The following is a 12,526-nucleotide window of genomic DNA, read 5'->3' as shown; positions in this document are numbered from 1 at the left end:
TTTCGAACAGGCAGCCGAAGCTGCACGACGGGGTGAGTGGAACTGGTCTGGTGGAACTGGTCCTATCGGGCACACTAGCCTCACCGCGACGCCGCAGACAGGGCAGAACGCCCGTTATGGCAGGATTGCGCCCCTGGTGTTCCAGGACTGACACACCCGAGGCGCTGCCGCCAGGCGGCGGCGCCGGGCGTCGGCGCAGGTCACGGCTGGGCAACGTCTGCCCCACACGTGCTCCGAAAGCATGAAAGTGTGCAAAAATGACCCATGATAGGTGCAGACCGTTCTCACCAAACGGCCAGGTTCACCTGTTTTCACAACACACGAGACTGGGAGACATCCTGTGAAGAAATCGATCATGGTTCCGGCCACCGCCTTCGCGGCAGCGTCTGCGCTGCTGCTGTCGGCCTGTGGTGAGGCTCCGGAGGAATCCTCCAACGGCGGGGGAGAGGCAAGCGACTTCAAGGCATGTATGGTCTCCGACTCCGGCGGCTGGGACGACAAGTCCTTCAACCAATCAAGCCGCGAGGGCCTCGAGAAGGCCAAGGAGGACTTCGGCATCGAAGAGGCCCTTGCCGAGTCCACCGATGACTCAGATTACGGTCCGAACGTCGACAATATGGTCCAGCAGGGCTGCGACCTGACCTTCGGCGTCGGCTTCCTCCTCGAAGACGCACTGCAGGAGGCCGCTGAGGCCAACTCTGATATGAACTTCGCGCTCATCGACTCCACCTTCACCGATGGCGACGACAAGCCGGTCGAACTCGAGAACGCCAAGCCGCTGGTGTTCAACACTGCCGAGGCCTCCTACCTCGCCGGCTACCTGGCTGCGGGCATGAGCGAATCGGGCAAGGTCGCCACCTTCGGCGGCACGCAGATCCCGTCGGTGTCGATCTTCATGGACGGCTTCGCTGACGGCGTCGACAAGTACAACGAGGACAAGGGCGAAGACGTCCAGCTCCTCGGCTGGGACAAGGAGAAGCAGGAGGGTTCGTTCTCCGGTGACTTCGAGAACCAGGGGCAGGGCCAGGCGCTGACCGAGCAGTTCATTTCGCAGGGCGTTGACATCATCATGCCGGTCGCCGGACCGGTCGGCCTCGGCGCCGCCTCGGCCGCATCGAAGTCCGATGGCACCAAGATCATCTGGGTCGACTCCGACGGCTACGAGTACGCCCCTGAGTACAAGGAGCTCATGCTCACCTCGGTGATGAAGGAGATCTCGACGGCCGTCTATGACACCGTCGAGGCAGCCAAGGACGGCAATTGGGACTCCAAGTCCTACGTCGGCACGCTGGAGAACGAGGGTGTCGGACTGGCTCCGTACCACGACTTCGAGGACCAGGTCGATGACGGTCTGAAGCAGGAAGTCGAAGATCTCAAGCAGCAGATCATCGACGGCGAGATCACCGTCGAGTCGCCCTCGACTCCAAAGCAGTAAGTTCCTTCCCACGCCCGAGGCGGTGCTCGCCTGACCGCGTGCGCGCGTCAGCGCACACGCCAACGGTGAGCACCGCCTCGGCTGCGGAATAAAGGAGAGTCCACGTGAAACTCGAGCTCCGCGGGATCACCAAGGTGTTCGGATCCCTCGTCGCCAACGATGACATCAACCTCGTCATCGAACCCGGCGAGATCCACGCCCTGCTCGGTGAGAACGGGGCCGGCAAGTCGACGCTCATGAACGTCCTCTACGGCCTCTACGCCCCCGACGGCGGGCAGATCCTCGTCGACGGCGCCGAACGCCGCTTCACCGGCCCTGGCGATGCGGTCGCCGCCGGCATCGGCATGGTGCATCAGCACTTCATGCTCGTGCCCGTCTTCACCGTCGCCGAATCCGTTGCTCTGGGCTATGAGCCGACGAAGGGCCTCGGGCTGCTCGACCTGAACCAGGCACGCGAGAAGGTCCGCGAGATCTCCGCTCGGTTCGGCTTCGACATCGACCCGGATGCCGTCATCGAGGACCTGCCGGTCGGCGCCCAGCAGCGCGTCGAGATCATCAAGGCGCTCTCCCGCGATGCTGAGGTCCTCATCCTTGATGAGCCGACCGCGGTGTTGACCCCGCAGGAGACCGACGAGCTCATCGAGATCATGCGCCAGCTCAAGGCTGAGGGCACCTCGATCGTGTTCATCACCCACAAGCTGCGCGAAGTGCGGGCTGTTGCCGACCAGATCACCGTCATCCGCCGCGGGGCGGTCGTCGGCGAGGCGGAGCCGACGTCCTCGGAACAGGAACTCGCCAGCCTCATGGTCGGCCGCGACGTCAAGCTCGCCACCGAGAAGGCCCCTGCCGACCCCGGTGAGGAGTCCTTCGTCGTCAAGAACCTGACCGTGCTGTCGAAGAACGGCACCGTGACCGTCGACAACATCTCCTTCTCCGTCGCCCGCGGTGAGATCTTCGTCATCGCAGGTGTGCAGGGCAACGGCCAGACCGAGGTCGCCGAAACGATCATCGGCCTCGACGAGCCGCACGCCGGCTCCATCACCCTCGAGGGTACGTCGCTGCTGGGCAAGTCAGTGAAGAAGCGCCTCGACGCCGGGATCGGGTTCGTGCCCGAGGACCGTTCCACCGACGGCGTCATCGCCGGCTTCTCCATCCGCGAGAACATGATCCTCGACCAGTACGACCGCGAGCCCTACGCCAAGGGCCTGGCGCTGCGGCCTGCGGTCATCCGCGAGAAGGCCGCTGAGAAGGTCGAGGAGTTCGACATCCGGCTGACCTCGATCGACGACCCGATCTCAACCCTGTCCGGCGGCAACGCGCAGAAGGTCGTGCTCTCCCGTGAACTCGGCCGCAAGCTCAGCCTGCTCATCGCCAGCCAGCCTACCCGCGGCCTCGACGTCGGCTCGATCGAGTTCGTGCACAAGCGCATCATCGCCGAACGCGATGCCGGCACCCCCTGCATCATCGTCTCCACCGAGCTCGATGAAGCCCTCAACCTCGCCGACCGGATCGCCGTCATGTACCGCGGCACGATCATCGGCATCGTCCCCGGTGACACCCCGCGCGACGTGCTCGGCCTCATGATGGCAGGCGTGCCTGCCGACGAAGCCCTGGCCCGCTACCGCGACGGCTCAGGTGCCACCGCCGTGTCTGCAGCAGCGAAGGAGGAGCTCTGATGACGGACCAGCCCACTCCCGCAGCCACCGGCACGGACACCGCCGCCGGCCCCAGCGGCCCGAAGAGCCCCGCAACCCCCAACGGCCCCGGCTCCGGCGGCGGCTCGACCCCAGCCAGCGGCCCGGGTGCCACCCAGGGCACGATCGTCCGCCGCATTCTGTCGTCCTCGGCGATGGTCTCGGTGCTCTCGGTCGTCATCGCCCTCATCCTCGGCGGCATCCTCATCGCCGCTGCCAACCGCGAGGTCCAAGCCACCTTCGGCTACTTCTTCGCCCGCCCGACCGACTTCTTCGTCACCGTCTTCCGCACCGTCAGCGGGGCCTATCTGGCGCTCTTCCGCGGCGCGTTCATCGACTGGCAGGCCTCCAGCTTCGTGCGCGCGATCCGCCCGCTGACCGAGACGATGGTCAACGCCACCCCGCTCATCCTCGCCGGCCTCGGCATCGCCCTGGCCTTCCGGTCGGGCCTGTTCAACATCGGCGCCCAGGGCCAGCTCATCCTCGGCGCGATCCTCGGCGGCTACTTCGGCTACGCGGTCGGCCTGCCGCCGGTCATCCACTTCCTCTTCGCCCTCCTCATGGGTGCCGTCGCCGGCGCCTGCTGGGGCGGTATCGCCGGCTTCCTCAAGGCCCGCACCGGCGCCAACGAGGTCATCGTCACGATCATGCTGAACATGATCGCCGGCTACCTGCTGGCCTATCTGCTCAAGCAGAGCTGGTTCAAGCAGACCACCTCGGCCAACCCCGCCACCCGCAACATCGACGAGTCCGCTTTCCTCCCGCAGCTGCTGCCGGACCCGTTCCGCCTGCACTTCGGCTTCATCGTCGCCCTGCTGGCCGTGCTGTTCGTGTGGTGGCTGCTGGAGCGCTCCACCCTCGGCTTCGAGTTCCGCGCCGTCGGTGAGAACCCGAACGCCGCCCGCACCGCCGGCATCTCCGTCGGCCGGGTCACCCTGCTCGTCATGGTCATCGCCGGCGCCCTGTCGGGACTCGCCGGCGCCTCGCTCATCCTCGGCACCGAGGCCAAGCTCACCGGCGGCATCGCCGGCACGCTCGGCTTCGACGCCATCACCGTTGCCCTGCTCGGCCGGTCCCGGCCGCTGGGCACCCTGCTCGCCGGTCTGCTGTTCGGCGCCTTCCGCGCCGGCGGCTACCTCATGCAGTCCCAGACCGGGACCCCGATCGACATCGTCCTCGTCGTCCAGTCGGTCATCGTGCTGCTCATCGCCGCACCGCCGCTGGTCCGCACGATCTTCCGCCTGCCGGCACCCCTTGCAAAGGAGGCGCGATGAACGCCAAGAAGGCCACCGCGGCTGCTGAGAGCCTCGACCACGCCGCAGCCGACGTCCGGGCGCCGATCGCCTGGAAGTTCCCCATCATCTTCGGCGTCCTCGCCGTCCTCGCGCTGCTGTTCTTCGGCCTGCTGGCCGCCGCCGGCAAGCGCACGACGTTCGCCTTCGCCTCCTCCGGTGACTTCTTCGCCATCCCCGAGGTGACGGTCCCGACGAAGCTCACCGGCATCGTCCTCGGCGTGGTCCTGCTGGCATTGGCCGCCTACGCCACCTTCGAGGCCGCAAACCGGCGCCGCATCCCCGCCTGGGTGATGGTGTCCTTCGGCATCATCTTCGTCCTCAGCTTCCTCAACTGGGCCGGCGGAGACACCGGCCGCATCCCGATCACCGCGCTGCTGGCCGGCTCGCTGGCCCTGTCAGTGCCGCTCATCTTCGGCTCGATGTGCGGTCTCGTCGGTGAGCGCTCAGGCATCATCAACATCGCCATCGAAGGCCAGCTGCTCGCCGGTGCATTCCTCGCCGCCGTCGTCGCCTCGCTGTTCTCCAGCCCGTACGCCGGCCTCATCGCAGCCCCTGTCGCCGGCGCGCTCGTCGCGGTCGTGCTGACGTTCTTCGCGGTGCGCTACTGGGTCGACCAGATCATCATCGGCGTGGTGCTCAACGTGCTCGTCATCGGCGTCACCAGCTTCCTGTTCTCCACGGTGCTCACCGCCAACGCCGAGAAGTGGAACTCACGCCAGCAGCTGCCGAACCTGCCGATCCCGCTGCTGTCCGACATCCCGGTGCTCGGCAACGTGCTGTTCAACCAGAACATCCTCGTCTACCTCATGTACATCACGGTGATCCTGCTGCAGATCTTCGTGTTTCGCTCCCGCTGGGGCCTGCGGATGCGTGCGATCGGCGAGCATCCGAAGGCCGCTGACACCGTCGGCATCAACGTCAACCTCAACCGGGTGGCCAACACGATCTTCGCCGGTGCGATCGCCGGCTTGGGCGGGGCGTTCTTCACCATCGGCTCCGGCCTGGCCTTCGGCAAGGAGATGTCGGCTGGGCAGGGCTACATCGCCCTGGCTGCGATGATCCTCGGCAAGTGGAACCCTGTGGGCGCACTGGCAGCGGCACTGCTGTTCGGATTCTCGAAGAACCTCGGCAACACGCTCTCGGCCATCGGCACCCCGGTGCCCAGCGAGCTGCTGCTCATGCTGCCCTACATCGTCACGATCCTCGCCGTGGCCGGATTCGTCGGCCGCGTCCGCCCGCCGGCCGCCGAAGGCAAGCCGTACTCCACCCAGTGACCCTGCCCAGGCAGGGAAGGAGGCTGCACATGCGACAGTTCGACGCCGAGGTGTGGCAGCAGCTGCATGACGCCGCCACCGTGGCGATGGAGCGCGCCTACGCACCGTACTCCGGCTACCCCGTCGGGGCAGCCGCACTTGTCGACGACGGCCGGATCGTCTCCGGCTGCAATGTCGAGAACGCCTCCTACGGGCTCGGCCTGTGCGCCGAATGCGGACTCGTCAGCGAACTCGCCCGCACCGGCGGGGGACGGCTCATCGCATTTGCCTGCGTCGACCAGAACCGTGACAAGCTGGTGCCATGCGGCCGCTGCCGCCAGCTGCTCTACGAGTTCGGCGGCCCCGACCTCGTCCTCGACATGCCGTCGGGCATCCGGCCGCTGGCAGACGTCCTGCCCGAGGCGTTCGGCCCGGACCACCTCGACACCACCTCGTGAAAGGACTCCCCATGACCGCAGAGACCACCACGGAAGCCTTCGACGCCGTCGACATCATCCGCACCAAACGCGACGGCGGCACCCTGAACGATGACCAGATCGCCTGGATCATCGACGCCTACACCCGCGGTGTCGTCGCCGATGAGCAGATGTCGGCGCTGGCGATGGCGATCTTCCTGCGCGGCATGAGCGATGACGAGACCGCCCGCTGGACGCAGGCGATGATCGACTCCGGTGAGCGGATGAGCTTCGAGTCGCTGTCCAAGCCCACTGTCGACAAGCACTCCACCGGCGGTGTCGGAGACAAGATCACCCTGCCGCTGGCCCCACTCGTCGCCGTCTTCGACGTCGCCGTCCCGCAGCTGTCCGGCCGCGGCCTCGGCCACACCGGCGGCACCCTCGACAAACTCGAATCGATCCCCGGCTGGCAGGCCGACATGAGCAACGAGGAGCTGCTCGCCCAGCTTGAGGACCTCGGCGCCGTCATCTGCGCCGCCGGCTCCGGCCTGGCACCAGCGGATAAGAAGCTCTACGCGCTGCGCGACATCACCGCCACCGTCGACTGCCTGCCGCTCATCGCCTCGTCGATCATGTCGAAGAAGATCGCCGAGGGCACCTCCGCCCTCGTCCTCGACGTCAAGGTCGGCTCTGGTGCGTTCATGAAGGACGAAGCCTCCGCCCGCGCACTGGCTGAGACGATGGTCCGCCTCGGCACCTCTGCCGGCGTCGACTGCACCGCGCTGCTGACCGACATGTCGACCCCGCTCGGACTCACCGTCGGCAATGCGCTGGAAGTCCGCGAATCCGTCGAAGTGCTCGCCGGCGGCGGGCCCGCCGACGTCGTCGACCTCACCGTGGCGCTGGCTGAGGAGATGCTGCGCATGGCCGGCAAGCCCGACGCCGACGTCCGCGCCGCCCTGGCCGACGGTCGCGCGATGGACAAGTGGAACCAGATGATCCGCGCCCAGGGCGGCGACCCGGAGGCCGCGCTGCCGCAGGCAGCCGAGACCGAGGTGGTGCGCGCCGAATCCGCCGGCGTCCTCACCGGCCTCGACGCGCTGTCGGTCGGTGTGGCCTCCTGGCGCCTCGGCGCCGGCCGTGCCAAGCAGGGCGATGAGCTCTCGCTCGGCGCCGGTATCGAACTCCACGCCAAGCCCGGCGAAGCCGTCACCGCCGGTCAGCCGCTCATGACCCTGCACGCCGACAACCCGGCCCTCTTCGCCCGCGCCCAGGAAGCACTGGCCGAGGCCGTCGAGATCACCCCGGCTGCCGAAGGAGCCGACGCCGAGGCGGCTGCCGGTTCGATCGTCATCGACCGCATCACCGCCTGAGCTTGAGCTCCACCCCGAACCACCCCTGACATCCGTTACGAGACCCCGAACCTGAAGGAGATGCGATGACCGCTCGCACCGACGTCGCCCGCATGATCGATCACACCCTGCTCAAGCCTCAGAGCACCGCCGAGGACGTCGCGGCACTCGTCGCTGAAGCCCAGGAGCTCGGTGTGCTCGCCGTGTGCGTCTCACCGAACATGCTGCCGCTGATGAACACCGGCGATCTCGTCGTCGCCACCGTCTGCGGTTTCCCCTCCGGTGCCCACCACGGTGAGGTCAAGGCCGCCGAGGCCGCGCTGTCGGTGCGTCAGGGGGCGGCAGAGGTCGACATGGTCATCAATCTCGGTCTCGCGCTCGCCGGTGACTTCAAGGGAGTCGAGGCTGAGATCCGCGAGGTCGTCAGCGCCTGCGCCGAATCCAGCCGCGCCACCGGCTCTGAGGCGATCGTCAAGGTCATCATCGAATCCGCGGCACTGAACGACGATCAGATCGTCGCCGCCTGCAAGGCCGCCGAGGCCGCAGGCGCCCACTTCGTCAAGACCTCCACCGGCTTCCACCCGGCCGGCGGCGCTTCGGCACATGCCGTCAAGCTCATGCGGGAGTCCGTCGGCGACCGCCTCGGCGTCAAGGCCTCCGGTGGCATCCGCGATGCTGAGGCTGCCCAGCAGATGATCGACGCCGGTGCCTCCCGCCTCGGGCTCTCCGGTTCCGCGGCCGTGCTCGACGGCTTCGAGAACTGATCGCCCACACTCCGCCCAGATCGCGGAACGCGCCCGAGGAAATCCCTCGGGCGCGTTCGCGCGCGGTGGCTTTGCCGAGGTCAGAGCCCGAAGAACAGTGTCAGGTCCGCCCGCATCTGCTCCAGTCGTGCACGGGCCGCTTCGATCTCCTCGAGCGCCCCGACTGCTTCGAGGTAGCACTTGAGCTTCGGTTCAGTGCCCGAGGGCCGGATGATGACCCGGTCACCGGCAGCCATCAGCAGCATGATCCCATCAGTCGGCGGCAGCTGTCCTGAGCCCTCAGCCAGGTCGATGACCTCGGTGACGTCATGGCCGGCCAGCTGCTCAGGCGCCGCAGCTCGCAGGCGGGCCATCGCCTCGCCGATGAGAGAGGTGTCGGTCAGCCGGAACGTCAGCGGCTGCGTGACGAACGCGCCATCACGCGTCCGGATGCGCTTCAGCTCATCGTCGACATTGCGGGCCTGCTCGGCCAATGCTGAGACCAGCGAGGCGAACACGACGCCGGCCGAGATGCCGTCCTTATCGCGCACGACATCCGGGTCGACGCAGTAGCCCAGCGCCTCCTCATAGCCGAACGCCACACCCGGAACACGGGAGATCCACTTGAAGCCGGTGAGCGTGGCCCCATGCTCCAGCCCATGGGACTTCGCCGCAGCGGCAAGCGCGCGAGACGACACGATCGAATTGGCCAGCACCGCATCCTGTGGGCTGCGGGCAGCGATGTGCTCACCGAGCAGCAGACCGACCTCGTCACCGGTCAGCTGCCGCCAGCCGCTTGTACCTTCCTCAGCACCGGCAGCCGGATGCACCGGCACAGCTGCCGACATGCGGTCGGCATCCGGGTCGTTGGCGATGATGAGATCGGCACCGACCGCATCGGCCAGGGCAATCGCGGCATCGAGGGCACCGTCCTCCTCAGGGTTGGGGAAAGTCACCGTCGGGAAGTCCGGGTCCGGCTGCTCCTGAGAGGCCACAGCATGGACATCGTCGAAACCGGCGCGCTCGAGTGCCGCGCACATCGTCGCCCCGCCGACCCCGTGCAGGCTCGTGATGACGATCCGCACCGGTGCTGTGCGCACAGCACCGAGCCGCTGGCCGAGCGCATCGATCGAGGCGAGATAGTCCTCGACGATCTGCTCACTGACCGTCTTCCAGCCGGACTCGGCACGCGGGGTGTCAGCGACCGTGGCGATGCCGGCGATGTGGGCGGCGATGAGGTCATCGAAGGGCGGGACGATCTGCGCACCAGCCCCCGCCTCGGCGGCGGCAGCAGCCTGCGCATCACCCTGCCGGTCCAGGACCGCCTGGAGGGGGCGGGCGCCGAGGTAGACCTTGTATCCGTTGTCCTGCGGCGGGTTGTGGCTGGCGGTCACCATGACCCCGGCATCGCAGTCGAGATGACCGAGCGCGAAGGCGAGCACCGGGGTGGGCAGCTTGTCGGGCAGCAGCAGCGCCTGCCCACCGGCGGCGGTGACGACAGCAGCGGTGTCGCGGGCGAAGTCAGCTGAGCCGTGGCGGGCATCGCAGCCGATGACAACCCGGAATCCCTCACCGAGGGTGTCGCGCAGGAACCCGGCCAGACCGGCGGCAGCGCGGATGACGACGGCCCGGTTCATGCGGTTCGGCCCGCCGCCGAGTGCCCCGCGCAGCCCGGCGGTGCCGAAGGTCAGGGGAGCGGCGAACCGGTCCTCCAGCTCCGCGATCGCGGCCGCATCGCCGGCCGTTGCAGATTCCAGCAGTGCGGCCAGTTCCGTGCGGGTCTGCTCGTCTGGGTCGTCGGCGATCCAGGACTCGACGATGTCGGCATCGAAGCCGTCGGTGAAGACCGTCGGCGCAGGTGGCTGTGGGGGCTGGGCGGGGCTCATCAGTCCTCCTGGGCGATCTTGCCGACGATCTCGGCCAGCAGCCGCGAGATCCGCGGTCCCGCGGCCTTGCCGGCGGCGATGACCTCTGAGTGGTCGAGCGGCTCGGCGCTCACACCGGCGGCGAGGTTCGTCACGAGCGAGATGCCGAGGATCTCAAGCCCCGCCTCACGGGCGGCGATCGCCTCAAGCGCCGTCGACATGCCGACAAGGTCAGCGCCGAGCACACCGGCCATCTTCACCTCAGCCGGGGTCTCATAGTGGGGCCCGCGGAACTGCGCGTACACGCCCTCGGGCAGGTCGCTGTCGATCGAGCGGGCGAGCTCGCGCAGGCGCGAGGAGTACAGGTCGGTCAGGTCGACGAACGTCGGGCCCTCCAGCGGGGAGGCGGCGGTGAGGTTGATGTGATCGGAGATGAGCACCGGGGTGCCGGGACCCCATTCGGGGTTGAGTCCGCCGCAGCCGTTGGTGAGCACGAGCGTCTGGCAGCCGGCGGCAGCCGCGGTGCGCACACCGTGGGCGACGGCGCGCACGCCGCGATCCTCGTAGAAGTGGGTGCGCGCTCCGAGCACAAGCGCGTACTTCGCCTCAGCGCCGGAGCCGGTGTCGTTGATGCGCAGCGTGCGCAGAGTGCCGCCGTGGCCGGCGACGACAGGGGAGTGGAATCCGGGCACCTCGGCGGCCGGCACCTCGGAGATGGTCTCACCGATGAGCTCGGCGGCCTCACCCCAGCCCGAGCCCAGGACGAGGGCGATGTCGTGGTGGTCGATGCCGGCAGCCTCGTTGAGGACGGTGGCTGCCTGCTTGGCGGCGGCGGTAGGATCGCTGATGTGTGAGTCGCTCATGGTCTGAGATTATCAGCGGCGCTCGCCGCCTGCCGGAACTGAGGAAAGGAACGCGCCTGTGCACATCCGCCCCTTCACCGACGGTGATGACCTGCGGCTCAACGACGTCCTGCACGACGCCGCGAACCCCGCCGAGCATGCCGCGCGCAACCTCTTCCGCGCCGACTCCGACTCCCCGCTCTCCCGCTGCGTTGTCGCCTCCCTCGACGACGAGGGCCCTGGGGCCGAGGTGCTCATCGGCGCCGCGGCAATCGCCGCTTCGCCCGCCCACCCGCACCGTGCGTGGGCGCACGTCGAGGTCGCAGAGACCGAACGCCGCCGAGGCGTAGGCACGGCTCTGCTGGAAGCCGCGCGGGAGGCGGTGGCTGGCACGGATCTGATCGACCTGCCGCTGCGTGGCCGGGTGGCCGCTGATTCCGTCGGTGCGGACGCTGCCGAAAGCCAGGGTGCCGACCTTCTGTTCACCACGCGGGTCATCACGGTCAAGCCATCGGCCCTCGGCGGGCTCGGTGCTGACCGGCTGGAGGACTTCGAGGTCACCGCGACCGGTTCGGTGGCGCTGACCCAGGCGTTCGCTGCCTGGTATGCAGGCGTCAACGCCGCTGACCCGGCAGCTGAGATGTCGATCGGCGAGGTCAACCGCCGGTTCCTCTCCGAACCGACCGGCGCCCACGGTGCCGCCCTCATGCGCCGTGACGGCGAGGTCTCGGCATTCGCGGTCTCCTACCCGCACGAGGACGGCGCCACTGAGCTCACCCTCGCGGCCGCGTATGACGGCAAGGTGGGGGCGGCCAATCGTGGTGAGAACGCCGCGGAGTTCACCGTCGACCTCAACGACCCTGGCTTCCAGGCAGGTCTCGAGGACACCGGTGCGCTGCTGGCCCGCCTGTCCACCGACAGTGAGGTCGTCGTCGAGGTCACCGATGAGATGCCGGTGGTCTCCGAACTCATGGACGGGCTCATCTCCGCAGGGGTGGCCGAGGTGCTCTACACCTACAAGACGATCTCACTGTCCTGACCGGCAGCAGGCCTGATATCGACAGGCAGGGCGAGTGACCCGGAGACGAACCACGCCCAGCCCGCAGGCGGCAACGGCAGGTCGCGCATCCCCAAAGCTGCAAGCTCCCCTTGTTGTCGCAGCCCGAGCAGCAGCTGTGGTCCGGTTTTCGTGATGGCCGCCAGCGGAGAACTGTAGGGCAGCTGACCTGTCAGGGGATAGCTGATCGCGCAGTACTCTGCCGAGGCGGCGAGCGCGGCGGCAGCCGGGTCTGCCTCATGCGCATCGATGAGCGCCATGACCTCCGGGGACTGACCATCGGCCGGTGGCTGAGCGAGGTCCGCCAGCAGCGGATGGCACAGTTCGGCCGGACCGCGCACGCCGAGCACAGGCCCGTCGACGTCGGGGACCCACAGGATGTCCTCACCAAGCGGCCCTCGCCCGAGCCGGAACGACGCCGCTCCGGTCTCGGTTCGCTGGAACCCTCCGTCACCGCATCCACCCATCCAGACTGAACCAACACGGTCCGCCCGGTCGGCCTGGGCCGTCTGGCTGCCGGCTGGTGGGTCGGTGCGTGGCTGTGCGAGCTGGACGGCAACACCCTCTCGCGCGT

General features: G+C 68.0%; 11 protein-coding genes. 8 read left to right on the top strand and 3 right to left on the bottom strand.

Annotated features, from left to right (window positions below):
• The first annotated feature begins 355 nt into the window (after window positions 1-355).
• The 7 genes from M3C25_RS12285 to deoC all read left to right on the top strand — a co-directional run bounded on the left by M3C25_RS12285 (window position 356) and on the right by deoC (window position 8,209).
• Window positions 356-1,435 carry a BMP family lipoprotein gene (locus tag M3C25_RS12285; protein WP_375545133.1) on the top strand — a complete coding sequence of 360 codons (1,080 nt, stop codon included), beginning with the start codon at window positions 356-358 and terminating at the stop codon, window positions 1,433-1,435.
• Window positions 1,436-1,539: 104 nt separating this feature from the next.
• Window positions 1,540-3,111, top strand: a complete 1,572-nt coding sequence (locus M3C25_RS12280) for an ABC transporter ATP-binding protein (RefSeq protein ID WP_259856982.1) — start codon at window positions 1,540-1,542, stop codon at window positions 3,109-3,111.
• On the top strand, window positions 3,111-4,403 hold the full coding sequence (locus M3C25_RS12275) for an ABC transporter permease (RefSeq protein WP_259856980.1): 1,293 nt from the start codon (window positions 3,111-3,113) through the stop codon (window positions 4,401-4,403). Before M3C25_RS12280 ends, M3C25_RS12275 begins: the two co-directional genes overlap by 1 nt.
• Window positions 4,400-5,698, top strand: coding sequence for an ABC transporter permease (locus M3C25_RS12270; protein WP_259856978.1), 1,299 nt, complete (start codon window positions 4,400-4,402; stop codon window positions 5,696-5,698). Before M3C25_RS12275 ends, M3C25_RS12270 begins: the two co-directional genes overlap by 4 nt.
• Window positions 5,699-5,727: 29 nt before the next feature.
• Entirely contained in the window at window positions 5,728-6,135 is a 408-nt protein-coding gene (locus tag M3C25_RS12265; RefSeq protein ID WP_170274583.1) for a cytidine deaminase, read from the top strand.
• An 11-nt stretch (window positions 6,136-6,146) separates the two neighbouring features.
• Window positions 6,147-7,466 carry a thymidine phosphorylase gene (locus M3C25_RS12260; protein WP_259856976.1) on the top strand — a complete coding sequence of 440 codons (1,320 nt, stop codon included), beginning with the start codon at window positions 6,147-6,149 and terminating at the stop codon, window positions 7,464-7,466.
• A gap of 65 nt (window positions 7,467-7,531) precedes the next feature.
• Entirely contained in the window at window positions 7,532-8,209 is a 678-nt protein-coding gene (gene deoC, locus M3C25_RS12255) for a deoxyribose-phosphate aldolase (RefSeq protein WP_259800314.1), read from the top strand.
• Between the two features lie 80 nt (window positions 8,210-8,289).
• Here deoC and M3C25_RS12250 read toward each other — a convergent pair whose 3' ends face one another.
• Window positions 8,290-10,074 carry a phospho-sugar mutase gene (locus M3C25_RS12250; RefSeq protein WP_259856969.1) on the bottom strand — a complete coding sequence of 595 codons (1,785 nt, stop codon included), beginning with the start codon at window positions 10,072-10,074 and terminating at the stop codon, window positions 8,290-8,292.
• Window positions 10,074-10,916 carry a purine-nucleoside phosphorylase gene (locus M3C25_RS12245; protein WP_259856968.1) on the bottom strand — a complete coding sequence of 281 codons (843 nt, stop codon included), beginning with the start codon at window positions 10,914-10,916 and terminating at the stop codon, window positions 10,074-10,076. Before M3C25_RS12245 ends, M3C25_RS12250 begins: the two co-directional genes overlap by 1 nt.
• A 58-nt stretch (window positions 10,917-10,974) precedes the next feature.
• On the opposite strand from M3C25_RS12245, the gene M3C25_RS12240 reads away from it, so the two are divergent.
• Entirely contained in the window at window positions 10,975-11,934 is a 960-nt protein-coding gene (locus M3C25_RS12240; protein ID WP_259856966.1) for a GNAT family N-acetyltransferase, read from the top strand.
• Here the strand turns inward: M3C25_RS12240 and M3C25_RS12235 are convergent.
• The coding region (locus M3C25_RS12235) for a hypothetical protein (protein WP_259856965.1) at window positions 11,910-12,526 on the bottom strand (617 nt) is incomplete at its 5' end. The genes M3C25_RS12240 and M3C25_RS12235 overlap by 25 nt on opposite strands.

Origin of the sequence: Brevibacterium luteolum (genome assembly GCF_025147615.1) — a bacterium.
In the GTDB taxonomy this organism is placed as follows: Bacteria; Actinomycetota; Actinomycetes; order Actinomycetales; family Brevibacteriaceae; genus Brevibacterium; species Brevibacterium luteolum.
Note: the sequence above shows the minus strand (reverse complement) of the source record. Positions and strands in the feature narration are given on the sequence as shown.

Excerpts from the sequence above, each read along its gene's own strand:
- M3C25_RS12285 (WP_375545133.1), top strand. The coding sequence starts at position 356 with ATGGTTCCGGCCACCGCCTTCGCGGCAGCGTCTGCGCTGCTGCTGTCG.
- M3C25_RS12275 (WP_259856980.1), top strand. The coding sequence starts at position 3,111 with ATGACGGACCAGCCCACTCCCGCAGCCACCGGCACGGACACCGCCGCC.
- M3C25_RS12270 (WP_259856978.1), top strand. The coding sequence starts at position 4,400 with ATGAACGCCAAGAAGGCCACCGCGGCTGCTGAGAGCCTCGACCACGCC.
- M3C25_RS12265 (WP_170274583.1), top strand. The coding sequence starts at position 5,728 with ATGCGACAGTTCGACGCCGAGGTGTGGCAGCAGCTGCATGACGCCGCC.
- M3C25_RS12260 (WP_259856976.1), top strand. The coding sequence starts at position 6,147 with ATGACCGCAGAGACCACCACGGAAGCCTTCGACGCCGTCGACATCATC.
- deoC (WP_259800314.1), top strand. The coding sequence starts at position 7,532 with ATGACCGCTCGCACCGACGTCGCCCGCATGATCGATCACACCCTGCTC.
- M3C25_RS12250 (WP_259856969.1), bottom strand. The coding sequence starts at position 10,074 with ATGAGCCCCGCCCAGCCCCCACAGCCACCTGCGCCGACGGTCTTCACC.
- M3C25_RS12245 (WP_259856968.1), bottom strand. The coding sequence starts at position 10,916 with ATGAGCGACTCACACATCAGCGATCCTACCGCCGCCGCCAAGCAGGCA.